Origin of the sequence: Paractinoplanes ovalisporus (genome assembly GCF_016834655.1) — a bacterium.
Taxonomy (GTDB): Bacteria; Actinomycetota; Actinomycetes; order Mycobacteriales; family Micromonosporaceae; genus Actinoplanes; species Actinoplanes ovalisporus.
Map to the genome: position 1 here is coordinate 61,495 of NZ_JAENHP010000022.1, position 23,863 is coordinate 85,357.

18 protein-coding genes are annotated in these 23,863 nt (G+C 70.3%); 10 read left to right on the top strand and 8 right to left on the bottom strand.

All coding sequences use genetic code 11. The features are described 5' to 3' along the window. The first annotated feature begins 4 nt into the window (after window positions 1-4). A complete protein-coding gene (locus tag JIG36_RS40930) occupies window positions 5-1,261 on the top strand; it encodes a glycosyltransferase (protein ID WP_236049220.1) in 1,257 nt (418 codons plus the stop codon). Window positions 1,262-1,382: 121 nt separating this feature from the next. Continuing rightward, window positions 1,383-2,822 (top strand): aminobutyraldehyde dehydrogenase, encoded by a 1,440-nt coding sequence (locus tag JIG36_RS40935; RefSeq protein ID WP_203381975.1) that lies wholly within the window; start codon window positions 1,383-1,385, stop codon window positions 2,820-2,822. Between the two features lie 514 nt (window positions 2,823-3,336). Here the strand turns inward: JIG36_RS40935 and JIG36_RS40940 are convergent. Together JIG36_RS40940 and JIG36_RS40945 are read right to left on the bottom strand one after the other, a co-directional pair. Next, window positions 3,337-3,849, bottom strand: a complete 513-nt coding sequence (locus JIG36_RS40940; protein WP_203381977.1) for a CAP domain-containing protein — start codon at window positions 3,847-3,849, stop codon at window positions 3,337-3,339. 187 nt (window positions 3,850-4,036) lie between these two features. Continuing rightward, entirely contained in the window at window positions 4,037-5,980 is a 1,944-nt protein-coding gene (locus JIG36_RS40945; protein ID WP_438870794.1) for a M4 family metallopeptidase, read from the bottom strand. 384 nt (window positions 5,981-6,364) lie between these two features. Between JIG36_RS40945 and JIG36_RS40950 the strand changes: the two genes are divergently transcribed. Beyond that, window positions 6,365-7,318, top strand: coding sequence for a helix-turn-helix domain-containing protein (locus JIG36_RS40950; protein WP_203381979.1), 954 nt, complete (start codon window positions 6,365-6,367; stop codon window positions 7,316-7,318). On the opposite strand, the gene JIG36_RS40955 is transcribed toward JIG36_RS40950, so the two are convergent. The 5 genes from JIG36_RS40955 to JIG36_RS54450 all read right to left on the bottom strand — a co-directional run bounded on the left by JIG36_RS40955 (window position 7,315) and on the right by JIG36_RS54450 (window position 13,061). Then, window positions 7,315-7,845, bottom strand: coding sequence for a peptide deformylase (locus tag JIG36_RS40955; protein WP_203381981.1), 531 nt, complete (start codon window positions 7,843-7,845; stop codon window positions 7,315-7,317). The two genes, JIG36_RS40950 and JIG36_RS40955, sit on opposite strands and share 4 nt — an antisense overlap. Before the next feature lie 203 nt (window positions 7,846-8,048). Beyond that, window positions 8,049-8,894: a class I SAM-dependent methyltransferase gene (locus JIG36_RS40960; RefSeq protein ID WP_203381983.1), complete on the bottom strand. Its 846-nt coding sequence runs from the start codon at window positions 8,892-8,894 to the stop codon at window positions 8,049-8,051. A gap of 430 nt (window positions 8,895-9,324) precedes the next feature. Next, window positions 9,325-10,518 (bottom strand): CynX/NimT family MFS transporter, encoded by a 1,194-nt coding sequence (locus JIG36_RS40965; RefSeq protein ID WP_203381985.1) that lies wholly within the window; start codon window positions 10,516-10,518, stop codon window positions 9,325-9,327. Window positions 10,519-10,549: 31 nt separating this feature from the next. After that, window positions 10,550-11,380, bottom strand: coding sequence for a siderophore-interacting protein (locus tag JIG36_RS40970; RefSeq protein ID WP_203381987.1), 831 nt, complete (start codon window positions 11,378-11,380; stop codon window positions 10,550-10,552). Between the two features lie 247 nt (window positions 11,381-11,627). Then, window positions 11,628-13,061, bottom strand: a complete 1,434-nt coding sequence (locus tag JIG36_RS54450) for a hypothetical protein (RefSeq protein WP_203381989.1) — start codon at window positions 13,059-13,061, stop codon at window positions 11,628-11,630. 460 nt (window positions 13,062-13,521) lie between these two features. Between JIG36_RS54450 and JIG36_RS40980 the strand changes: the two genes are divergently transcribed. Together JIG36_RS40980 and JIG36_RS40985 are read left to right on the top strand one after the other, a co-directional pair. After that, window positions 13,522-14,457 carry a hypothetical protein gene (locus JIG36_RS40980; protein WP_203381990.1) on the top strand — a complete coding sequence of 312 codons (936 nt, stop codon included), beginning with the start codon at window positions 13,522-13,524 and terminating at the stop codon, window positions 14,455-14,457. A gap of 223 nt (window positions 14,458-14,680) precedes the next feature. Then, complete coding sequence (locus tag JIG36_RS40985; RefSeq protein WP_203381992.1) at window positions 14,681-14,851, top strand: hypothetical protein; 171 nt, start codon at window positions 14,681-14,683, stop codon at window positions 14,849-14,851. 305 nt (window positions 14,852-15,156) lie between these two features. On the opposite strand, the gene JIG36_RS40990 is transcribed toward JIG36_RS40985, so the two are convergent. Then, window positions 15,157-15,918, bottom strand: coding sequence for a glycerophosphodiester phosphodiesterase family protein (locus tag JIG36_RS40990; protein ID WP_203381994.1), 762 nt, complete (start codon window positions 15,916-15,918; stop codon window positions 15,157-15,159). 96 nt (window positions 15,919-16,014) lie between these two features. Here JIG36_RS40990 and JIG36_RS40995 point away from each other — a divergent pair, with 96 nt between their 5' ends. The 5 genes from JIG36_RS40995 to JIG36_RS41015 are packed head-to-tail and all read left to right on the top strand — an operon-like array spanning window position 16,015 to window position 23,850. After that, entirely contained in the window at window positions 16,015-17,571 is a 1,557-nt protein-coding gene (locus JIG36_RS40995; RefSeq protein ID WP_236049221.1) for a GMC family oxidoreductase, read from the top strand. 12 nt (window positions 17,572-17,583) lie between these two features. Then, entirely contained in the window at window positions 17,584-18,618 is a 1,035-nt protein-coding gene (locus JIG36_RS41000; protein ID WP_203381995.1) for a quaternary amine ABC transporter ATP-binding protein, read from the top strand. Then, window positions 18,615-20,546 carry an ABC transporter permease gene (locus JIG36_RS41005; RefSeq protein ID WP_203381997.1) on the top strand — a complete coding sequence of 644 codons (1,932 nt, stop codon included), beginning with the start codon at window positions 18,615-18,617 and terminating at the stop codon, window positions 20,544-20,546. The genes JIG36_RS41000 and JIG36_RS41005 overlap by 4 nt, the downstream gene beginning before the upstream one ends. Next, window positions 20,543-21,493, top strand: coding sequence for an ABC transporter substrate-binding protein (locus JIG36_RS41010; RefSeq protein WP_203381999.1), 951 nt, complete (start codon window positions 20,543-20,545; stop codon window positions 21,491-21,493). Before JIG36_RS41005 ends, JIG36_RS41010 begins: the two co-directional genes overlap by 4 nt. Then, window positions 21,490-23,850 (top strand): GcvT family protein, encoded by a 2,361-nt coding sequence (locus JIG36_RS41015; protein ID WP_203382002.1) that lies wholly within the window; start codon window positions 21,490-21,492, stop codon window positions 23,848-23,850. The genes JIG36_RS41010 and JIG36_RS41015 overlap by 4 nt, the downstream gene beginning before the upstream one ends. Window positions 23,851-23,863: the final 13 nt, after the last annotated feature.

A 23,863-nucleotide genomic window follows, 5' to 3' on the forward strand; every position in this document is an offset into this window, starting at 1 on the left:
TTTCATGCCCGAGAGCGCGTACGGGCCGACCAACAACTGCATCGGCATCGGCGACGTGCTGCGCCGCCGCGGCCACCGGGTGGTCTTCGCCGCCGAAGCCTCCTGGGCGGGGAAGCTGACCGCGCTGGGCTTCGAAGAAGACCTCGTGCACCTCGCCGGAGAACCGGACACCCCGCAGGACGCCGGGCAGTTCTGGAAGGACTTCATCCGCGACACCGCGCCCGAGTTCCGCAAGCCGACGATCGAGCAGCTCGACACCTGGGTCAAGCCGGTCTGGCAGGAGCTGATCGACGGCGCGAAGTTCTGCCAGCCGACCCTCACCGAGATCATCGCCCGGGTCCGGCCGGACGTCATCGTCGAGGACAACGTGGTCGCGTTCCCCGCGCTCACCACGGCCGGCGTCCCCTTCGTACGGATCGTGTCGTGCAACCCGCTCGAGGTGAAGGGCCCGGACATCGCGCCCGTGTTCAGCGGTTATGCGGCCGACGACCGTACGGGATGGGAGGAATTCCGCTCCGAGTACGACCGCACCCACCGTCCGATGTGGGAGGCGTTCAACGCGTGGGTCGTCGAGCAGGGCGCACCGGCGTTGCCCGACCTGGAGTTCATCCACGACGGTGACCTGAACCTGTACGTCTATCCGGCCGCGTTGGACTACACGGCGGCGCGGCCGCTCGACGACACCTGGCAGCGGCTCGAGTCGTCCGTGCGCGAGACCGACGCCTCCTTTTCCCTGCCCGCTGACTTTGTGGACGGCTCCAAGATCATCTACTTCAGCCTGGGCTCGCTCGGGTCGGCCGACGTGGAGCTGATGCGGCGGGTGATCGCGGCGCTGGCCGAGACCCCGCACCGATACATCGTCTCCAAGGGGCCGCTGCACGCCGAGTTCGAGCTGGCCGACAACATGATCGGCGCCGAGTTCCTGCCCCAGACCAGCATCCTGCCGCTGGTCGACCTGGTGATCACCCACGGCGGCAACAACACGACCACCGAGGCCATGCACTTCGGCAAGCCGATGATCGTGCTGCCGCTCTTCTGGGACCAGTACGACAACGCGCAGCGGGTGCACGAGACCGGTTTTGGCGTACGCCTCGACCCGTACCGCTTCACGCCGGACGAGATGCGTGGGGCGATCGACCGGCTGCTGGGGGATTCCGCGCTGGCCTCCCGCTTGGCCACCGTGAGCGAGTCGATCCGGTCGGCGGACGGGCTGCGGCTGGCGGCCGACGCCATCGAGAAGATCGGCTCGGCTCGCGCATGACCTGGCTCGACCCGCGCATGAGCTGGCTCGGCCCGCGTGTGACTCGGCTCGGCCCGCGGGTGACCTGGCTCGGCTCGCGCGTGACCCTGACCACCTCTTGCGTGACGGGATCGGTGCGCCCATGACCTCATTGATCAATCCGGCCTCCGGTGCGGTCGTCTCGGATGTTCCGGAGAGCGATGTCACGGACGTCTCCGCGACGGTCGCGCGGGGCCGGGCCGCGTTTGAGGAGTGGCGCGACGCGACGCCCAGCGATCGGGCGCGTGTGTTGTTGCGCGTGGCCGACCTGGTCGAGCGGGACGCCGAGGAGCTGACCCGGCTCGAGGTGGAGGAGACCGGGAAACCGCTGGCGGTGATGCGGGACGGCGAGTTGCCGTTCGGCGTGGACAACCTGCGGTTCTTCGCCGGGGCGGCGCGGTCGCTGGACGGCACCGGCGCCGGGACGCTCTCCGCCGGTTACACGTCGATGCTGGTCCGGCGGCCGATCGGCGTGGTCGGCAGCATCGCGCCCTGGAACTTCCCGCTGATCATGGCGGTCTGGAAGATCGGGCCGGCCGTGGCCGCGGGCAACGCCGTGGTGATCAAACCGGCGCCGCAGACGCCCCGGAGCACGCTGGCCCTGGTGCGGCTCTTCGAGGAAGCCGGGGCGCCGGCCGGGCTGGTTCAGGCGGTGACCGGGGGTGCCGAGGTCGGGTCGGCGCTGGTCCGCGACCCGGGCGTGGACATGGTCAGCGTGACCGGCTCGACGGCGACCGGGCGCGAGGTCATGCGGGGGGCCGTGGACGGGCTGAAACGCGTACACCTGGAACTCGGGGGTAAGGCGCCGGCCATCGTGTTCGCGGATGCCGACCTCGAGGAGATGGCGGCCGGGGTGGCGATGGGTGCCACCTACAACACCGGGCAGGACTGCACGGCGGCGACGCGGGTCTACGTCTCGGACGATGTCTACGACGACGCGGTCGAGGCGCTGGCGTCCGCGCTGGGGCGGGTTCGTGCTGGTGACCCGTGGGATGCCGGGACCGACGTCGGGCCGCTGATCTCCGCCGCGCACCGGGAGCGGGTCTCGGGCTTCGTCTCGCGGGCCGTGGCCGACGGGGCTCGGGTGGCGGTCGGGGGCCGTGTTCCTTCCGGGCCGGGCTTCTACTTCCCGCCCACCTTGGTGCTGGACGCCGACCAGCGCAGCGAGATCGTGCAGGACGAGATCTTCGGCCCGGTCGTGGTCGTGGTGCCGTTCTCTTCCTCGTCGTCCTCGTCCTCGTCGTCTTCGTCGCCCGAAGATCACGCCGTTCGGCTGGCGAATGACGTGCGCTACGGGTTGGCGTCGTCGATCTGGACCAGGGACGTGGGACGTGCGCTGCGGGTGGCGAACCGCTTGGACGTGGGCGTGACCTGGATCAACGACCACTTGCCGATCGCTTCCGAGGCACCGCACGGCGGCGTGAAGGGCTCAGGCTTCGGCAAGGACATGAGCCAGGAGGCCGTCGGCGAGTACTCGGTGACCCGCCACCTGATGATCAAGCACGCCGCCCCCGCCGCCCGGGGCTCGTTCCGCCCCGCCTGACCACCCCTTGATCGCCCTTAGTAATGGCAACTTAACTTTCAGTGCCACAAGACAGAAATGCCGCACAGCGGGCGCTGTGCGGCATTTCGGTTGTGGACATCGATGCGGCCTGTGGACAACCGGCCTTCCTCTCAGCCCCGTTCGTTAGCCTGGCTGCGGGGTCGCCCCCCAGTGGAGAGGCGGGGGCTGGGTAACTACCAGTAGGCCAACTTGATCAAGGTCAGGCGCGGCACCGGTCGTTGGGGCTTGGCCTTTGACTTGGGTTTTGGGCGCAACCGCTCACTCACGTCGCCGTGGTGGGGTTCGCGTTCTGGACGCGCCAGCGGCCAGCGAAGCCCGCCGCGGTCCCCGCGGGAGCGACGGTCCGTCACCCACCACCCAGCCGGGACATCAAGCTCTTGACCTTGTTTTGGTGGGGCGGAGCGACGGTCACCCGCCACCCCGTTGGGACATCCGGCCCCGGAGCTTGATCTTGAGCGTCCGGGACATCCAGATCTTGACCTTGGTTACGTTGTCAGACCCGACCGAAGTCCTGGGTCCAGTAGGGGGCGCCGCCCGACGTGTAGGCCACGCCCACGCCGACTGCGGTGCTCGCGCAGTTCAGGATGTTCTTGCGGTGGCCGGGGCTGTTCATCCAGCCGGTCACGACCTGCTGCGGCGTGCGGTAGCCCCACGCGATGTTCTCGGCCGAAGCGCCGTTGCGCGGGTAGCCGGCGCGCACCTCGCGGGTGACGAAGTTGCTGCCGTCGGAACCGGTGTGGCTGAAGAAGTTCTGCTTGACCATGTCCGTGCTGTGGGCGCGGGCGGCGGTGACCAGGCGGTCGTCGATCCGCAGGGCCTTGCAGCCGCGGGCGGTGCGCTCGGCGTTGGTCAGCTTGACGACCTCGGTCTCGTACGCGGCCTGGTCGGCAACCGCAACCTTCTTCGGCGCCTCGGCGGTGGCGGCCGCGAACGCGGGGGCGCCGACGAGGGTCGGGATGGCGATGATGGCGGCGGCAACGACGGCCTTGCGGACGAAACGCTTCAAGATCTGGCTCCTTCTGACGTTCGGTTGCTGTCAGCGATACCGATCGGGGAGCGCGGCGCCGGATGAAGAAGCGGACCCGGAAGGCAACGCGGGGCAACCTGCGCGCACCCGCTGATCCGACAACCAGGGCGAAAAGGGACGCGGGACCGGCTGCGTCAAGCCGGTCCCGCGTCAGGGGGAAGGACGATCAGACGGTCAGCGTCCAGGTGTTGATGTAGCCGGTGTCCTGCGAGTAGACGTCCTGCACCCGCAGCTGCCAGGTGCCGTTGGCCTGCTCGCTCGACAGGTTCTTGGTGTAGGTCGTGTTGACGTTGTCGGCGCTGTCGGAGCTCGACGTCGCCTTCAGGTTGTAGACCGTGCCGTCCGGGGCTACCAGGTCGACCCTCAGGTCACCCCGGTAGGTGTGGACGATGTTGACCGCGATCGTCGAGGTCGCCGAGGCGGCCCGGGCGCAGTTGCTGATCGCGATGCTGCTGCTCACCGCGGAGCCGGCGTCGGGGATCGTGACGTCGGTGGCGTTGGTGCCGGTGCACGAGCCGCTCGGCGGCGGCGTGGTGGTGGGCGGCGGGGTGGTGCCGCCACCGGTGCAGGTCGGGTCGGCCGACTGGGCGGGCACGCTGACCGCGTCCCAGGCCGCCTTGACCGTGTTGAACTCGGTGCAGCTGTTCGGGAAGAGGTTCTTGGCCGCGGTCAGCGTCCAGGTGCGGTACTTCAGGTACGACGAGCTGGACGTCTTCATCAGCATCGCGTTGTACATGATCTTGATGGCGTTCTGGATGCCGAGACCGGTGATCGCGCCCGAGCCGGAGCAGCGGGTGCTGGCCGGCTGCCCGTTGGTCGGGTTGGTGCCCTCGGCCATCAGGTAGAACCAGTGGTTGCCGGGGCCGGCCGCCGCGTGGACCTCGGAGCCGGGGGTGCTGCTGGAGTAGCAGTTGCTGTCGCCGGCCAGCGACGGGTTGTACATGTACCGGATCGGGCCGCTGCCGACCAGGTTGACCTCCTCGCCGACCTGGTAGTCGGGGGCGTCGTTGGGGTTGTTGATGTACCACTCGGTGGCCGCGCCGATGGTGTCGGCGACGAACTCCTGGGTGCCCGAGCGGGAGATGCCGCCGGGGGTGGTGTCGTCGATGCCATGGCCCAGCTCGTGCCCGACCACGTCGGCCGAGGCGATCCACTGCCCGGCCGTGTTCTTGCCGATCTGCACCTGCGTGCCGTCGTAGTACGCGTTCTGGTCGTTCAGGCCGACACGGATCGGCCACGCGCCGCCGCTGCCGTTCTGGCCGTTGCGGCCGAGCCACGACGAGAGCATCGCGTACTGCTTCTGCGCGACGTAGAACGCGTCGACGCAACCGGTCTCCCGGTCGGTGCCGGAGCCGTTGCCCCACACGTTGTCGGAGCCGCTGAACGTCGTGTTGCCCGAGGCGTTCTGGCAGCGGATCGTGGTGTGGCTGGGGTCCTGCAGCAGATAGGTCGAGCCGGACTGGGTGGTGTCGATCGAGACCGAGCCGTTGATCCAGCCGGTTCCGGTTCCGGTGACGTCGATGACCCGCTCGGTGGTGCGCAGCACCTTGCCGGTGGCGGCGTCCACGTCAACGGTCAGGCGGCTCGGGCCTTCGGCGTTGGTGCCGGCGACCGTGGTCTGCCAGGCCAGCTTGGCGGCCGCGCCCTCCTCGGCGAGCACGACCAGCTTTGTGCCCTCGACGGTGGTCACGGTCTTGAGCTGGGCCTTGGCCGTCGCCGCGGCCGCGCTGTCAGCGATCTTGGCGACGGTGGAGAGCTCGCCGATCGGGGCGCTCTGCGCGACCGAGGTGGCCTTCGTCTGCCCGGCCGCGTCGGTGACCACGACGAAGTCGCCGCCCTCGACCGGGAAGCCCTTGTAGGTGCGCTTGTAGGGCACGTAGTTGAGTCCGGAGGACTGGATGACCTTCTGCTGCTGGAAGGTCTCGTTCGAGCCGGCGTGCAGGATCGCCGGGCGGCTCGCGACGAGGGCGTCCGCCTTGTCGGCGGCCAGCGCGGCGGCGGCCGAGGGATCCTGCGGCGCCGCGGTGGCCGGCCCGGTCACCGCGACCATGGCCCCGGCGGCCGCGGTTCCGGCCGCCAGCGCGATGATCAGAGGGGTTCGACGTTTCACGCGGGTACTCCTTTCCCGCCCGGGGGTTTAGGGCGGGCTCAAGGTCCGATGGTGAGACGGTAGGCATCGACGCTCGTCACCGAATCAGGGAAAACCCTTGCGCCGTACGACCACCGGCCGCGCGACATGACGGCATGACTGAGCGGGAGCTTCGATTCGGGGGTTGTCCCGGCCTGCTGTGCCACCGCCGCGGGGAGTTCGGCGTCTGCGGGGAGCGGTTTGCGCCGCGTGGCAGCTCTGCTGCGAGCATGATTCAACAGGATGAACGGTCATTCAAGTGTGCACAGAGTAATCTTCTGAATCCGTAAAGTGACCACGCTGACTCTGGCCGGGTGGTTGCCGGTGGGGCATCATGGCCGGACAGCGTCCCTTCAGGAGTGTGTGATGACCTCACAACTCGAGCTCACGGCCCGCGCCGCGTTCGCACAGGTGCTCACCGCCTGGCGCACCCGCCGGGGCCTCTCCAAGAAGCAGCTCGCCGCGTCCATGGGTTACCACCCGTCGTACATCAGCCACGTGGAGAGCCTGCGCCACCACCCGACCCTCGAGTTCGCCGGCCGCGCCGAGGCGGTCCTGGCGAGCGGGGGTGAAATCATCTCGCGGTACGAGCAGTGCCGGCAGGCCGCCGGTGAGCCCACGCCGTCGCCGGTCCTCCGCAACGACTACGAGCCCAGCCCGATGCTGCCGGCCACACTGGTGATCGAGGAGGAGAACGCCACCCTCACGTACGCCGAGGGCTGGTACTCCTGCCGCGTCGAGCGTGTGGTGCGCAACGTCGGCGACCGGCCCGTCACGTGCTACCCCGTGCGCGTCGACGTCGACCGCTTCCCCGACCAGCCCGGGGTGTCGCGCCGGCTCTACGCCGAGAGCCCGCTGCAGCTGTCCGACCTCGACTTCGAGGCGTTCGTCGGCGACGACCGGCCCGAACCGATGGACGTGAGCGTGACGCGCTCCTCCGATGCGTACGTGAAAATGGTGCTGGTCTTCGGCAACGCCCGGGCGAGGTTCCCGCTCTATCCGGGCGAGCGCACACGGGTGACCTATTCCTACCGGGTGCCCGCCAGCCTGTGGGGCCAGTGGTTCCAGCGCGACATCCGGTTCCCGACCCGGGCGCTGACCATGTCGCTCCGGCTGCCGGCCGCGCTCGCCGCCGAGGTGAGCGCGGAGATTCTCTCGTACGCGGGCATCAAGGGGTTCTCGCCGACCGAGGCACCCGGGGAGAACGGCACGGTCGTCTACACGCTGCGGTTGCGCGAACTGCTGCTGACCAGCCAGATCCGTCTGCGCTGGAGGTTCGCCGAGCGTGCGCCGTCGGCGTGGGGAGACCTGGCCGCCTAAGGTTCGCTCCACGGGCGGCCGGTGCCCTGATATTCCGAGAGCGGGATGACGGTCGTGCCGGTGGGCATGCGGTCGGTGTAGAGGCGGCCCTCCAGGTGGTCGATCTCGTGGAGCACGTGCCGGGCCAGGCCGCCGCTGAACCGTGTGGTCTCGACAGTGCCGTCGGGCCGCCGGTGCTCGACCGCGACGCAGGCCGGGCGCTCGACCTCGCCCCGGACGTCGAAGAAGCTGAGGCAGCCCTCGAACCGGATGTCGCGCTCGGCCGCCTGGTCGGTCACGCGCGGATTGAGCAGCACGAGTTCACCCTCGGCGGTGCGGATGACGGCGGCGGCCCGGTCGAGGCCGATCTGCGGCGCCGCCATGCCCATGCCCTTGGCGAACTGGTGGGCCTCGGCTACGCGGTCCATCGCCGTACGGATGCTTTCGACGACCTCGTACGCCTCGGCGGCCTCGCGGGGCAGGTCGAAGGGTTGGGCCGGTCTGCGCAACCCCGGATCACCCACCTGCACGATGCCGATCGCCGCCATGCGTTGCGCCGGGGTCGGTTCTTCGGCCGGCTTCTGCTCGTCTGCTGCCCCGCCCGGTTTTGCGCGATGCGCCGCGACGGGCTCGTGGGCCGCCGCCTCCAGACTCGCGCGTTGCGTCGGTATCAGGCTGTGGCCTGTCGTGCCGGGGTTCTGTTCTTCTCGTGTGATGGGTGGGGTCGGCTGGTCCGCTGGGCCGGGCCGCGTCATGCGTCGCCCGGGGCCGGCGCCAGGCCGCGCACCGCCCACGCGGACGCGGTGAGGGCGATGCTGCCGTCGGGCCCGTCCGGCAGGCGTTCCCGTAGTCGTTCGCGGATCTCCATCTGTTCGTCCTCCCCGAGGGTCGCCAGATATGCCGGGGCCGCGCCCTGACCACCGAGGAACGGCCGCCAGAAGTCGTCGAACCCGGAGAACACGGTGGGGATCTCGATCGCCCGCGTGGCGACCTCGGTGAACCCGGCCCCCGCCCAGGCCGCCCGGAGCGCCGGCTCATGACAGATCGGGAAGCGCGACCCCTCGTCACGATCGGCGGCGGCCGGCACGACCTCGGCCGCGACGTCCCAGAAATAGCGCATCATCCGCATGCCGGTCGCGTAGTCCCAGACGTACGACGCCACGACCGCCCCCGGCGCCGCCACCCGCGCGAACTCGGCGATCGCCTGCTCGGGGCGGGGCACGAAGTTGAGCGCCAGTCCGCTGACCACGACGTCGAAGCTGGCGTCGCGCAGAGGGAGGGCCGCCGCGTCGCCGACCACCAGGCGAGCGCCGGCCGTTTGTGGGGTGCCGCCTGTCTGTGGGGTGCCGCCTGTCTGTCGGGTGCCGGCCGTTTGTGGGGCACTGCGCAGGAAGCCGGCCGACGGGTCGACACCGGTGACATCGGCCGGGGCAGCCAGGATCGCCGAGGTGAGAGCCCCCGTGCCGCAGCCGGCGTCGAGCCACCGTCGCCCGGCCGGCACACCGAGCCAGCCCACGAACTCGACGGCCACCCGGCGGCTCCACCGGCCGACATAGGCCTCGTAGGCGTCGCCCACCTCCCACACGTCACCGGTCATGGCTCACACTCTGCCTCATCAGGCCATTGATCAGCGTGCTTGTGGATAACCAACGTTAAGGTCTCGTCGTGCCTGTGGACAACCCAGTCGCCGACCCCGTCCCCAGGCGTAGTTTTTTCCTTGTGGGACGGGGGTCCCCGGTGGGTGGGCCCCTATTTCGGGACTTGATCAAAAGAACGAGATCAAGAGCGCGAGATCAAGAGCGCGAGATCAAGTGCGCGGGATCAAGACGGCGCGATCGGAGGGCGCGGTCAGACCGGCACGATGGGCGAGGCGCGGCCAGTCCTGTGCGATCAAACGGGCGCGATCAAGCGAGTGGGGTCAGCAGGGCGATCAGCAGGGCGCGGCGCGGTCAGGTGGGCGAGGGCTCGGCGGCCTCGGTCAGCCGAGCCCGTACGCCTCACTCCCGCGTGATCCGCCGGATAGGGCCCTAGACCTGGCGGTCCCGGCCGGCGAACCAACCCGCGATGATCTGGGGCACCATCAGGCACAACACCAGCGCCAAGGGGGCCCGCCAGCCGTCGGTGGCGTCGTGCAGGGCGCCGACCAGGAACGGGCCGGGGATGGCGATGATGTAGCCGACGCTCTGGGCGAAAGCGGACAGCTTCACGACCGTGGCGGGGGTGCGGCCGCGCAGGGCGATCAGGGTCAGCACCAGCGGGAACGCGGTGTTGACGATGCCCAGGAAGGTGGCCCACAGCCACGGGGCGGCGGCGGGATCCCACCACAGGCCGCCATAGCCGGCCAGGCCGAACACGCCCAGGACGACGGCTATCCAGGACTGGCTGCGCACCCGGCCGGCCAGGGCGGAGAGACCGAAGCCCAGCGGCACGCCCAGGAACGACGTGAGCGCGAACAGGACGCCGGCCGTCTCGGCGGACACTCCGGCGTCGCGGTAGATCTGGGGGAGCCAGCCGATGATCACGTACGCCGAGGTGGACTGCATGCCGAAATAGACCGCCAGCGCCCAGGCGACCGGGTGGCGGCTCACGCGTACGAGGTCGTCGGTCCGGACCTCGGTGGGCCGGGCGAACGGTTCGCGGGCCAAGGGCAGCCACGACGGCACGGCCAGCAGGGCGACCGCGGCCCAGCAGGCCAGGCCGATCCGCCAGTCGCCGCCGAACGTGTGCTCGGTGAGGGGGACGGTGGCCGCGGCGGCGGTGGTGGCGCCGACGTTGAGCGCGACCGTGTAGAAGCCCGTCGTAGCGCCCACGCGGTCGGGGAAACGGTCCTTGACGACCGACGGCAGCAGCACGTTGACCACCGCGATGCCGGCCAGCGCGACCAGGCTGAGCAGCAGGAACAGGGTGGTGCCGGGGGCGAACGGGCGTACCGCGAGACCGGTCGCCAGCACGGCGAGACCGACCAGGATCACCCGGGACGCCCCGAAGCGGCCGGCCAGGCGGGGCGCGGTCAGGCCGACGGCGGCGAAACACACCACCGGCACCGATGCGAGCAGCCCGGCGACGGTCGAGCTCATGTGAAGACCGGAGCGGATCTCGTCGAGCACGGGGCCGACGCTGGTCACCGCCAGCCGCAGGTTCACGGCGGCCAGCAGCAACGCCACCAGCGCGACCGTGCGCCCACGGCGCTTGTTGGTCAGGTCTTCCTCGTCCACCACCACTTACACATCATCGACCCACCGAAGATCGGGGTCACGCGCGGTCCTGCTCCTGTTCCACCTGCTGGTTCCACTCGCGCTTGGAGGACTGCCAGCCGTCCTCGTTCATGCCGCGACGCCAGTAGCCGGAGATCGACAGCTGGTCCATCGGGATGCCGCGCTCGTTCTTCAGGTAGCGGCGGAGATCCTTGACGAAGTTCGCCTCGCCGTGCACGAACGCCTGCAGCCGGCCGGCCGGGAACTCGTACCCCCTCACGGCCTCGATCAGCGCCTCGCCCACGGGGCGCCCGTCGCGGTGCAGCCAGGTGATTTCCGCGTCGGCCGGGGTCTCGAGCTTCTGCTCCTCGTCGGGGCTTTCGATTTCCACGTACGCCCGTACGCGCGCACCGGCCGGCATGCCCTCGAGCGCGGCGGCGATGGCGGGCAGCGCGCTCTCGTCACCCGCGAGCAGGTGCCAGTCGGCGTCGGCGCTGGGCGCGTAGCCGCCGCCGGGGCCCATGAACCGGATCACGTCACCGGGCGCGGCCGCGGCCGCCCACGGGCCGGCGATGCCCTCGTCGCCGTGCACCACGAAGTCGATCCACATCTCGGGGAGCTCGGGGCGCCAGCGGCGGACCGTGTACGTGCGGACTGCGGGCCAGTCCTCACGGGCGACGCTCTCGCGGATCGCGCCCATGTCGAACGGCTCCGGATAGGCCACCCCGGCCTTCGGGAACAGCACCTTGACGTAGTGGTCGGTGCAGTCGCCCGCGGTGATCGCGCGCAGGCCCTCGCCACCGAGAACCACGCGGACCATGTGCGGGGTGAGCTGCTCCACCCGGGTGACGACCGCCTCGGTCGCTGCTCGTGCCGGCCTGTTAGCCATGCTTAGTCCTTCGCTACCGGGATTCGGCGCCGTCGAACGAGCGCCAGTTGGTCATCGTTGGTAAGGCTACCCTCACTTCGCACCCCGCGGGAAAGGGCAGCCGCACGCTCACGGTCGAGGGCGCTCGCACCCCGCGGAAAGAGCCGATTGCGCCGTACGGGGGAGGTGGGCGCGCCGCGGGAAGGAGCATACGAAAAAGGGCGGCCCGCGTGATGCGGACCGCCCTTAGTCGTCGTTGCCGGGCCGGCTACTCCCAGGTGCTGCCCGGGAGGCTCCGGCGCCGCGTGAGGGCCATGATGATCAGGCCGATCATCAGGAGGACCGCCGCGCCGCCGATCACCGCGACCGTGTTGTTGCCGGTCAGGGCGAGCAGGCCGCCTTCGTCCTTCTTCGGGGCGTCGGCCTGCACCTGGGCGACCTGGTCGGCCACCGGGGCCTTGTTGCCCGAGTTGAACTGGCCGTCGTCGTAGGTGTAGTCGGTGCCGCCGGCCGCGGGCGCCGCGCTGCTGGTGGTCGCGCGGGGCTTCGGGGCCTTGGTCACCGGGGCGTCGTCGTCGCCCGAGTCCGACTCGTTGCCGCTGCCGGCATTGCCGCTGCCGGCGTTGTTGTTGCCGCCGCTGTTGTTGCTACCGCCGCCGGTGTTGGCGGGCGGCTGCGTCGTCGCGGGCGGCCGGGTGCCGGTCGGCTTGGTCGGCTGCTGGGTGGCCGGCTTGGTCGGGTCGGGCGTGAAGTCGTCCTTCACGGTCGGCGCGGTCGTCGGGGTCTGCACCGGAGGCTTGGTCGGCGAGACGGTGGTGTTCGGGTTGCCCGGCGTGCCGCCGTTGTTGCCCCCGCCGTTGTTCCCACCGTTGTTGCCGCCGCCGTTGTTCCCACCGTTGTTGCCGCCGCCGTTGTTCCCACCGTTGTTGCCGCCACCGTTGTTGCCGCCACCGTTGTTGCCCCCGCCGTTGTTGCCGCCACCGGCGTTGCCGACGGTGATGCGGACGGCGTCGATCGCGGGCGTCTGGTTGGCGCGCACCATCATCGGCGTGCGGTGGGAGCCGTCACCGGCCCACGAGGAGCACTGCGCGATGCCGTCCTCCGGCATGCCGGGCACCTGGATGACCACCTCGTCGGGGGTCGCGCTGCCCTTGCTGTCCTCGGTCGCGACGAAGAAGGCCGGAACCGGGTCGGGCGCGGGCGCCTCGTCGGTGCTCGGCAGCATCCGGCACGCGGTGTGGAAGTGGCCGCGGACCAGCCCGTCCTTGAGGACCGAGCTCTCCACGTAGTAGCCACCCTTGCCGGCCGCGAGGAAGCGGTCGCGGATCAGGTTGCGGGTGCTGATGGTCAGCGTGAACGGCGTGTTGGCCGCGACCCGCTCGGGAGCCTGGGTGATCAGCAGGCTCGGGTTGTCCTTGGCCTCGCCGACCTCACCGAACTCGGTGGAGATGCAGCGGCTGCCCTCCTGGAACCCGTTGTGCGGGGTCAGGTTGCTGTCGATACAAGTGTCAGTGAGGATCACCTGTCCGTTGACGACCTTGCCGGCTCCGCTGCCCTCGGGCCGGTCGTTCTCGGCGGCGCCGGAGATCTGGGCGAAGCCCACGGCCGCACCCAGGGCGGCGATCACGGCCCCGACCGCGAACAGCCGTCGGTTGCGTCCCGACGGCGTGGCGGCCGCGCGGCGGTAAGCAGACCTACGCATGCGTGATACCTCATCTTCGAAGAATCCACCCGGCCCAATTTCCGACCGGCTCCCAGACGGTAAGAGCCACCCCGCCGGAATGCAATTCCGGGAGCAAACTTGATGGATTCTTAGCCAGAACTTAAAGAAAAAATATGGGCCGCATGCCGAACCCCGGACATCAGCCGAACGGATGATGTGGAGGGTTCAACCATGATCGCAAAAATCTTGCTGAGCTGGAACTTTCTCGGAGAGTCACCGTGAGGTGACTCCGGTCGTCCCGCTCCCAGGAAAATGTAGACCACGTTCGGCCGGATGCACCTTGGAGCAACCTGGGAAAACCATTCCAGCATGATTGTCGAGCATTTCGAAAAGGTCGCAGGTCGGCTGTGGACGGTGGCGCGGGGCTGCGGGGGCGGTGCCGGGGGCGCTAGGGTCGCTGGAACTCAACACATCGATCACGGGGGATCTGATGAAGAGCATGGGACGTTTGCTGACCTCGGCCGCGGTTGTGGCGGTGGCCGTCGCGGTTCTGCCCGCGCCCGCCGGCGCGGCCGAGCCCGCACCCTTCGACCTCCTCGTCCCTGACGTAGGGGTCTCCACCATCACCGGTTCCTATCTGCCGGTGGTCATCGCCTCCAACGGCACGCCCGCTCCGGCGTCGCTCGACGGCGTGCGTCTGACGGTCGACACCACCGGCGCCGGGTTCGCTTCGGTGACGCTGGACGGGCAGGACTGCTCGACCGGCTGCGACCTCGGTTCGCTGGGCGGGCCGGACGCGTGGCGGGTGCCGCAACTGTTCGCGACGGCGCCCGGGGCAGCGGTCGGCACGTCCGGTTCGGTGCAGGTCACGATCGAGGCCGACGGCTTCGACCCGGTCGTGACTACGGCCGCCCTGACCGCCACCGACGTCAACGTCGTCGCCGGACCGGCCACGGCCACCTACAACGTGCCCAACTCGACCACCAAGGCCCAGGTGGTGCTGCAGGTGACGAACCTGGGCAGCACCACGGTCACCGACCTGACGTGGCGCCTCGTCGGCGACACCGGTCTGCGGTGGCGGCCCGGTGGCCCCGACGTCAACTGCGGGTACGGCGGTCCCGGCGTCCCCAGCTCGGCCTTCTACGGTCCCGAGCAGTTCTGCGACGTGCACAACTTCAACCTCGAACCCGGTCAGACGTACGAGTTGAGAGACACGGGCGTCCTGACTCCCGGCGCCACCAGCGGCGACCAGTTCGCGTTCGAGGCGACGTTCTGGGCCGGCGACGGCGCCGAGCAGGTCACCGACGTGCTGCGCGAACTCCCGGGCATGCACTACTACTCGCACGGCATCAACGTGCCGCAGCGCATTCCCGAGGGCACGGGCGCGCCCGCGGCCCCCGGCACCGCGGTCACCGGAACCATCACGGTCGACTGACGCCCCGACCGGTCGCGGGGTGGCGTGAACGGTCATCTGGTCGCGATGGCGCGCGGCTCTCATGAGCGTGGGCGCGCGGGTGGGGTGGTGTGTCGCGCTGTCCTGAGTGTGGGCGGGCGTTGAGCGAGGTAGCGCTGTCGTAGTTGCGGTGGGCGTGCGCGTCCGGTGCGGTGATTCGGCCCGCGGGTTGATGTGGCGTGTCGCGCTGTCGTGGTGCGTTGGCGTGCGGCAGGCGGGTGTGCGCGGTGGTGTGGCGCGCCGCGCTGACGTGGTTGCGGCCGGGCGCGCGGGGTGGCGTGCCGCGCTGGAGTGGCTGCGGCGGGCGCTCGGGGTGGTGTGGCGCGCCGCGCTGACGTGGGTGTGGGCGGGCGCGCGGGGTGGCGTGCTGCGCTGACGTGGTTGCGGCCGGGCGCTCGGGGTGGTGTGGCGCGCTGCGCTGACGTGGCTGCGGCCGGGCGCGCGGGGTGGCGCGCTGCGCTGACGTGGTTGCGGCCGGGCGCTCGGGGTGGTGTGGCGCGCTGCGCTGACGTGGCTGCGGCGGGCGCTCGGGGTGGTGTGGCGCGCCGCGCTGACGTGGGTGTGGGCGGGCGCGCGAGGTGGTGTGGCGCGCCGCGCTGACGTGGGTGTGGGCGGGCGCGCGGGGTGACACGGCGCCGGGCGTGTCGCCCTCGATGCGGGTGCCGGCGGGGTTGGGGCTCGTCAGGGGGTCGGCCAGAGGCCGCGCGACTGGTAGACGTCTCGCAGCACGGTCAGGCGGTCGGTCATGATGCCGTCGACGCCCAGGTCGAGCAGACGGTTCATCTCGGCCGGGTCGTCGATCGTCCACACGTGGACCTGCACGCCGAGGCGGTGGGCGAACGCCAGGAAGCGGCGGTCGACGATCGGGACCGGGCCCTGCCGGGGCGGCACCTGCACGGCCGCGACCGACGGGGGTAGCCGTAGCGGCAGGCCGGTCAGCGAGGCCATCCGCAGCATCGCCACCGAGCGGACGCCCAGCGACGTCGCGACGGTGGGGCCGGCCAGGGCCCGGATGCGGGCGAGGCGACGGTCGCTGAACGAGGCCAGCAGCACCCGGTCGGCGGCGGCTGAGGCCTGCACACACGAGACCGCGGGTTCGGCCCCGGCGTCGGACTTCACGTCGATGTTGAAGTGGATCTCGGGCCAGGCCGCCAGCACCTCGTCGAGGCGGGGGACCGCGGCCGCCCCGCCGATCCGCACCGAGCGCAGGTCGGCCCACGTCATCGACGAGATGCGGCCGGCGCCGTCGGTCACCCGGTCGAGGGTGGTGTCGTGGAAGACGACCGGCACGCCGTCGGCGGTGGCGTGCACGTCGGTCTCGACGTACCGGTAACCGAGTTTCACCGCCCGCTCGAACGCCTCCGCGGTGTTCTCGTCGCCGTCGGCGGCGCCACCGCGGTGGGCGAAGGCCAGCGGTGGCGCGTCCAGGTACGGGTGGGGCACGACGTGATCCTAAGGTCCCGGAACGGGGGCGTGCTTTGTTGCACAGAGGTAAAAGTCCGTCGATGACATTGACCGGCGCCGTCGCCTGATGATTCTTTGACGACGGCGGGGAGAGGGCGCGACGGAAGGTGGCGCATCCTGGAAACCATCGAGTACGACGTGGTCATCGTCGGCGGCGGAACGGCCGGTTCGGTCATCGCCTCGCGCCTGTCGGCCGACCCCGGCATCGAGGTCTGTCTCATCGAGGGCGGCCCGTCCGACGTGGGTGACCAGCGGATTCTTCACCTGCGCAACTGGCTCGGCCTGCTCGAGTCGGAGTTCGACTACGACTATCCGATCGTCCCGCAGCCGCGCGGCAACTCGTATCTGCGGCACGCGCGGGCCCGGGTGCTGGGTGGCTGCTCGTCGCACAACACCATGATCAGTTTTCTGCCCCCGCCCGACGATTTCGCCGACTGGGTGAACGCGGGGGCCGCCGGGTGGTCGTACGAGGAAATGGTTCCGCTCTTCAAGCGTCTTGCGGTGAACATCGTGCCGGTCGCGCCGAAGGACCGGAACCCGCTGACCGAGGACTTCGTCGCCGCCTGTCACCGCGCGCTCGGGGTGCCGGTCGTCGAGAACTTCAACGCCGCGCCGTTCGCCGACGGCACCGGCTTCTTCCCGGTCGGCTACTACCCGGAGACGGGTGTACGGTCGTCGGCCTCGGTCGCCTATCTGCACCCGCACCTCGACCGCCCCAACCTGACGGTCCTCACCGAGCACTGGGCCTACCATCTCGACCCGAGCACCGGTGTATCCGTAAAAAACGGGCGAAACGTGAAACGGATAAAGGCGCGACATGAGTACGTCCTCAGCGCCGGCGCCGTGGACACGCCAAGACTGTTGCTCCTCTCCGGCATCGGCCCGGCAAAAGACCTCGAGCAGCTCGGCATAAAACCGCAACACGACCTGCCCGGCGTCGGGGCGAACCTGCTCGACCACCCCGAGTCACTGATCCTCTGGGAGGCGAGCCGCCCGATCCCGCCGATGTCCGCGATGGACTCCGACGCCGGCCTGTTCGTGCGCCGCGACCCGTCCGCCGACCGTCCCGACCTGATGTTCCACCTCTATCAGATCCCGTTCACGGTCAACACCGAGCGCCTCGGCTACGACGTGCCCGAGCACGGTTTCGGCATGACCCCCAACGTGCCCCGCCCGCGCAGCGTCGGCCGCCTCACGCTGGCCGACGCCGGCCCGGCCACCAAGCCGCTGCTCGACTTCCGCTACTTCACCGACCCCGGCGGCTACGACGAACGCACGATCGTCGACGGCCTGCGCCTGGCCCGCGAGGTCGCCGCGACCGAACCCTTCGCGTCGTGGATCGCCCGCGAGATCGCGCCCGGGCCGGCGTTGCGGTCCGATCAGGAGCTTTCCGCGTACGGGCGGGCCGCGCACCACACCGTCTACCACCCGGCCGGGACGTGCCGCATGGGCCGGGCCGACGACGAGATGGCGGTGGTCGACCCGGAGCTGAGGCTGAAAAACGTTCCCAACGTACGCATCGCCGACGCCTCGGTCTTTCCCACGATGCCCTCGGTGAACCCGATGGTGACCGTCCTGATGGTCGGCGAACGCGCGGCCGACCTGATCAGCGCCGAGTTGAACCGAGAATAGGAGGTCCCGGGGATGGCACCGATGATCGCGGTAACGGATCTGTGGAAGGTGTTCGGTCCCCGGGCCGGGCGGATCGTCGGAACGCCCCTGGCCGACCTGCCCCGGGCCGAGCTGCGCGCCCGCACGGGCTGCCTGGCCGCCGTACGGGACGTCAGCTTCGACGTCGAGCCGGGTGAGGTCTTCGTCGTGATGGGACTGTCCGGCAGCGGCAAGTCGACCCTGGTCCGGTGTCTGACCCGGCTGATCGAACCGACCAGCGGCGAGATCAGCATCGGGGGCGAGCCGGTGCGCGCGATGGGCCCGAAGCGGCTGCGCGACCTGCGGCGGCGGCAGGTGGCGATGGTCTTCCAGCACTTCGGACTGCTGCCGCACCGCCAGGTGCTCGACAACGTCGCCTACGGGCTGGAGATCCAGGGGGTGCCCCGCGCCGAGCGGCACCGCAAGGCGGGCGAGGTGCTGGCCCTGGTCGGCCTGGACGGGCACGAGCACCAGTATCCCGACCAGCTCTCCGGCGGCATGCAGCAGCGCGTCGGCTTGGCCCGCGCGCTCGCCGCCGACCCCGAGGTGCTGCTCTTCGACGAGCCGTTCAGCGCCCTCGACCCGCTGATCCGGCGCGACATGCAGGCCGAGGTGCGCCGGCTGCACGCCGAGGTGGGCAAGACGCTGGTCTTCATCACGCACGACCTGGCCGAGGCGCTGACCCTGGGCGACCGGATCGCGGTGCTGCGCGACGGCGAGCTGGTGCAGGTGGGCACGCCCGAGGATCTGGTCGGCGCCCCGGCCGACTCCTATGTGGCCGACTTCGTGCGCGACGTGCCGCGGTCGGACGTGCTGACGCTGCGCTGGATCATGCGCGATCCCGGGCCGGACGAGCTCTGCGAGGACGAGCCGCTGAGCCACCGCACGGTGATCCGGGACGCCGTGCACCGGGTGATGCGGGCCGAGCGGCCGATCCCGGTCGTCGACGGTGACCGGCGGCTCGGTGTGATCGACGCCGACCGGATGCTCGCCGCGCTGGTGAGCCATCACCGCCAGGTGCCGGCATGACGGCCACCTCGCCGCCGGCGGTTCTGCGGGTGACGGCCGCGGCGCTGGTCGACGCGACGCGGCGGCGCGGCTTCTGGACCCGTACGGTGGCCGCGGTCTTGATCGTCGCGACGGTGGTGGCCTATCTGATCTTCCGCACCGACGGCGCGGCCGACAGCGACGACGCGGCGGCGTTCCGGTTCTTCGACAGCGTGCGGGACTGGGTCGACGCCAACCGGGACACCAGCCCGTTCTTCCTGTACGGCGTGAATTACGTGCGCCTGGGCGTACGCCTGCTGGTCGACGCCGTGCAGGCCGTGCTGCTCGGGCTCGGGTTCGCCGGGCTGGTGGCGGCGGTCTCGGCGATCGGTCTGGTGTTCGCGGGCTGGCGCACGGGTCTGCTGGCGTTCGGCGGGTTCCTGGCGTTCGGGGTGCTCGGGCTGTGGGAGCAGAGCGTCGACACCCTGGTCCTGACCGTCTCGGCCGTGCTGCTCAGCGTGCTCATCGGGGTGCCGCTGGGCGTGCTCGCGGCCCGGGTGCGGTGGGTCGGCGCGACGCTGCGGCCGGTGCTCGACGTCATGCAGATCATGCCGACGTTCGCCTATCTGGCCCCGATGACGCTGCTGTTCCTGATCGGCGAGCCGGCCGCGGTGATCGCCACGATGATCTACGCGGTGCCGGCCACGATCCGGATCACCGCGCTCGGCATCAGCGAGGTGCCGCCGACGGCGGTGGAGGCGGCGACCGCGCTCGGCTCGACCCGCTGGCAGTTGCTGAGCAAGGTGCGGCTGCCGATGGCCCGCACCACGATCGTCCTGGCCGTCAACCAGACGATCATGCTGGCGCTGTCCATGGTGGTCATCACGGCGCTGATCGACGCGCCCGGCCTGGGGCAGAACATCGTGAACGCCCTGCAGCGGGTGAATGTCGGGGCCGCCTTCGACGCCGGGGTGGCGATCGTGATCCTGGCCGTGGTGCTCGACCGGATCACCACCAACGCCGCCCGCCGGACCCGGGTCCACCAGAACCGGCGGAGGCGGGCGATCGTGGCCGGCGGCGCGATCGTCGCGGTCATCGCCGCCGCCCTCATCACGATCAATCCGGACAGGTTGCCCGGTTACACATTCGCCGAACCGGTCAACGACCTCGTCGGCTGGATCGAACTGCACTGGTACGACGTCACCGAGGGCCTCAAGAACGGCATCAGCGCCGGCATTCTCGACCCCCTCGAAACCGTGCTCGTGACCACCCCCTGGTGGCTGTTCGTGCTGGTCGTCGCCGCCTTCGGCACGCTGGTCAGCGGCTGGCGGGCGGCCGGCCTGGCCGCCCTGGCCGCGGCCGGCATCGCGGGCCTCGGCCTCTGGCAGCACTCGATGCAGACCCTGGCCACGGTGCTGGTCGCGATCGCGCTGACGATGGTGATCGGCGTCGCCACCGGTGCCTTCTGCGCCCGGCACGACCGCCTCGCCACCGCGATCCGCCCGGTGCTCGACGCCGCCCAGACCATGCCCTCGTTCGTCTATCTGCTGCCCGCGGTCGCCCTCTTCGGCGCCAGCCGCTTCACCGCGATCGTGGCCGCCGTCATCTTCGCCGTCCCGCCCGTCGTCCGGCTGGTCGAGCGCGGCCTGCGCGACGTGCCCGCGACGGTGGTCGAGGCGGCCACCTCGGCCGGTTCGACGCCGCGTCAGCTGCTCTGGAAGGTGCAGCTACCGATGGCCCGCGGCGGCCTGCTGCTCGCCGCCAACCAGGGGATCGTCATGGTCCTGGCCATGGTGGTGGTCGGCGGTCTGGTCGGCGCGGGCGCCCTCGGATACGACGTCGTCGCCGGGTTCTCGCAGCGCGAGCTGTTCGGCGAGGGTCTCGCCGCCGGCCTCGCCATCGTCCTGCTCGGCATCCTGCTCGATCGCCTGACCCAGGGTTTCCACGACTCGAAGGGACCTCGAAGATGAGAAGCATGCGCGCGGCCGCCGCGGCCGCCCTGATAGTCAGCCTGACCGCCTGTGGCGGCGCCACCTCGGGCGCCGGCGAGGACGAGCCCAGCTCCGGCGCCAAGGGAACGGTCAACCTCGCGATCAACCCGTGGGTCGGCTACGAGGCGAACGCGGCCGTGATCGCCTATCTGCTCGAGAAGAAGATGGGCTACACGGTCGAGAAGAAGGAGCTCAAGGAGGAGATCGCCTGGCAGGGCTTCGAGACCGGCGAGGTCGACGCGATCGTCGAGAACTGGGGGCACCCGGATCTCAAGAAGACCTACATCGAGGACAAGAAGGTCGCGGTCGAGGTCGGGCCGACCGGCAATCAGGGCGTGATCGGCTGGTACGTGCCGGAGTGGATGACCCAGCAGTACCCCGACATCACCGACTACAAGAGCCTCAACAAGTACGCGAACCTGTTCAAGACCTCGGAGAGCAAGGGCAAGGGGCAGTTCCTGGCCGGTGACCCGTCCTTCGTCACCAACGACGAGGCGCTGGTCACCAATCTCAAGCTGAACTACACCGTGGTCTATTCGGGCAGCGAGGCCGCCATCATCAAGGCCGCCCAGCAGGCCACGGCCCAGAAGAAGCCGCTGCTCTTCTACTTCTACGAGCCGCAGTGGCTGTTCGCCCAGGAGAAGTACGTGCGGGTGAAGCTGCCCGCCTACAGCGAGGGCTGCGACGCCGACCTCAAGAAGGTCGCCTGCGACTATCCCGACTACGTGCTCGACAAGATCGCCAGTAAGAAGTTCGCCGACACCGGCGGCGCCGCGTACCAGTTCATCAAGAACTTCACGTGGACCAACGACGACCAGAACCTCGTCTCGGACTACCTCACCAACCAGGGCATGTCGGCCGATCAGGCGGCCGAGAAGTGGGTGAACGAGCACGAGGCCACCTGGAAGCCGTGGATCCCGGCGTGACGACCCCGAAAGTGGTGGTCATCGGCGCCGGCGTGGTCGGCTGCGCCCTCGCCGATGAGCTCACCGCGCGCGGCTGGACCGACGTCACCGTGCTCGAGCAGGGCCCGCTGTTCGTGACGGGCGGGTCCAGCTCGCACGCGCCGGGACTGGTCTTCCAGACGAACCCGTCGCGGACCATGTCACGCCTGGCGAGGTACACCGTCGAGAAGCTGACCGGGCTCGGCTGTTTCGAGCCGGTCGGCAGCCTCGAGGTGGCGACCACGCCCGAGCGCCTGGCCGAGCTGCACCGGCGCTTCGGCTTCGGCCAGTCGTGGGGGATCGGCTCGGCCGTGATCGACCCGGTCGCGTGCGCCGAGATGGTGCCGCTGCTCGACAAGGACCGGATCCTGGGCGGGTTGCACGTGCCGACCGACGGGCTGGCCCTGGCCGTCAAGGCGTGCGAGGTGCAGGCCGAGAGGGCGCGACAAAGGGGCGCTCGGTTCATCGGGCATGCGGAAGTCATCAAGATCATTGAAGCCGAGGGAAGGGTCGCGGGCGTCTGGACGATGGACGCCTCCTACCCGGCCGACATCGTCGTCAGCTGCGCCGGCTTCTGGGGTCCGAAGATCGGCGCGATGGCGAACACCGTGATTCCGCTGCTGCCGATGGCCCACCAGTTCGTCCGCACCACGGCGGTGGGCGCCACGGCGACGATGCCGATCGTGCGCCATCAGGACCAGGATCTTTACTTCCGCGCGTACGGGGAACGCCTGGGAATTGGCTCTTATCGGCACGAGCCGATGCCGGTCAGCCTGGACGAACTGGCCGACGGCCCGCACCCGTCGATGCTGCCGTTCACCCCCGGCACGTTCACCGAGTCGTGGGACGCGGCCGCCGACCTGATGCCGTCGATAAGAACCGCCGAACGCACGGACGGCTTCAACGGCGTGTTCTCGTTCACCGCGGACGGCTTCCCGCTGCTCGGCGAATCAACGACCTTGCCCGGGTTCTGGGCCGCCGAGGCGATCTGGGTGACCCACTCGGCCGGCGCCGCCCGCGAGGTCGCCGAGTGGATGGTCACCGGCCGTCCGAGCGTCGACCTGCACGAGTGCGACCTCAACCGCTTCGACCCGGCCCAGCTCGCCCCGGCCTACACCCGCGAGCGGGCGATCCGCAGCTTCGTCGAGGTCTACGACATCGTCCATCCGCTCGACCCTCCGTCCGTACGCAATGTCCGGACCACCGCCTTCCACGCCCGGCACGCCGAGCTGGGCGCGGTGTTCGGCGAGGCGGCGGGGTGGGAGCGGCCGCTCTGGTACGCGTCCAACCCGATGCCGCCCGATCCCGGCGAACGGGACGCGTGGTCCGGCCGGCACTGGTCGCCGATCGCCGCGACCGAGGCGAAGGCGACCCGCGAGAACGTCGCCCTCTATGACATGACCTCGCTCATGCGGCTGGAAATCACCGGCCCGGTCGCCTTCCTCCAGTCGATGACCAGCAACAACGTCGACAAGCCGGTCGGCTCGGTGACGTACACGCTGCTGCTCGACACCTACGGCGGCATCCGCAGCGACATCACCGTGGCCCGGCTCGGGCCTGAGCGGTTCCAGGTCGGCGTCAACGGCCCGATCGATCTGCACTGGCTGCGGCGGCACGCTCCCGCGGGCGTACGGGTTCGGGACGTCACCGGAGGCACCTGCGGGCTCGGCGTCTGGGGTCCGCGGGCCCGGGACCTGGTCGCCCCGCTCACCGACATCGACGTGTCGGCCGGCGCGTTCCGCTACTTCCAGGCCCGCGAGGGGTTCCTGGGCACGGTTCCGGTCACCATGCTGCGGCTGTCCTACGTGGGTGAGCTGGGCTGGGAGATCTATGCGCGGGCCGACCACGGGCTGCGGCTGTGGGACACGCTGTGGGCGGCCGGGCGCGACCTCGGCCTGATCGCGGCGGGCCGGGCCGCCTTCACCAGCCTGCGCCTCGAGAAGGGCTACCGGCTGTGGGGGGCCGACATGACCGGCGAGGACAACCCGTACGAGGCCGGGCTCGGTTTCGCCGTGCGCCGCGACGCGGGTGACTTCCTCGGCCAGGCCGCGCTGCCCGAGGGGGCGCCGACGAGACTGCTCACGTGCCTGCTGCTGGAGGACGCCGGCGCGGTGCCGATGGGACGCGAGCCGGTGTACGCCGGGGAGCAGCCGGTCGGTTTCGTGACGAGCGCGGCCTTCGGGCACACCGTGGGCGCGCCGATCGCGTACGCCTGGCTCCCGGCCGCCCTGGCGGTGCCCGGCACCCGGGTGTCGATCGGCTACTTCGACCGGAGGCTGGGCGCCACCGTCGCCGCCGAACCCCTGGTCGATCCGAAGCACGAACGGCTGCGCGCCTGAACCCACCTGGAGG

What these genes read in the sequence shown, in the direction of transcription:
- JIG36_RS40930 (WP_236049220.1), top strand. Translation starts at nt 5, where the DNA reads ATGCCCGAGAGCGCGTACGGGCCGACCAACAACTGCATCGGCATCGGC.
- JIG36_RS40935 (WP_203381975.1), top strand. Translation starts at nt 1,383, where the DNA reads ATGACCTCATTGATCAATCCGGCCTCCGGTGCGGTCGTCTCGGATGTT.
- JIG36_RS40950 (WP_203381979.1), top strand. Translation starts at nt 6,365, where the DNA reads ATGACCTCACAACTCGAGCTCACGGCCCGCGCCGCGTTCGCACAGGTG.
- JIG36_RS40955 (WP_203381981.1), bottom strand. Translation starts at nt 7,845, where the DNA reads ATGGCGGCGATCGGCATCGTGCAGGTGGGTGATCCGGGGTTGCGCAGA.
- JIG36_RS40960 (WP_203381983.1), bottom strand. Translation starts at nt 8,894, where the DNA reads ATGACCGGTGACGTGTGGGAGGTGGGCGACGCCTACGAGGCCTATGTC.
- JIG36_RS40970 (WP_203381987.1), bottom strand. Translation starts at nt 11,380, where the DNA reads ATGGCTAACAGGCCGGCACGAGCAGCGACCGAGGCGGTCGTCACCCGG.
- JIG36_RS54450 (WP_203381989.1), bottom strand. Translation starts at nt 13,061, where the DNA reads ATGCGTAGGTCTGCTTACCGCCGCGCGGCCGCCACGCCGTCGGGACGC.
- JIG36_RS40980 (WP_203381990.1), top strand. Translation starts at nt 13,522, where the DNA reads ATGGGACGTTTGCTGACCTCGGCCGCGGTTGTGGCGGTGGCCGTCGCG.
- JIG36_RS41000 (WP_203381995.1), top strand. Translation starts at nt 17,584, where the DNA reads ATGGCACCGATGATCGCGGTAACGGATCTGTGGAAGGTGTTCGGTCCC.
- JIG36_RS41005 (WP_203381997.1), top strand. Translation starts at nt 18,615, where the DNA reads ATGACGGCCACCTCGCCGCCGGCGGTTCTGCGGGTGACGGCCGCGGCG.
- JIG36_RS41010 (WP_203381999.1), top strand. Translation starts at nt 20,543, where the DNA reads ATGAGAAGCATGCGCGCGGCCGCCGCGGCCGCCCTGATAGTCAGCCTG.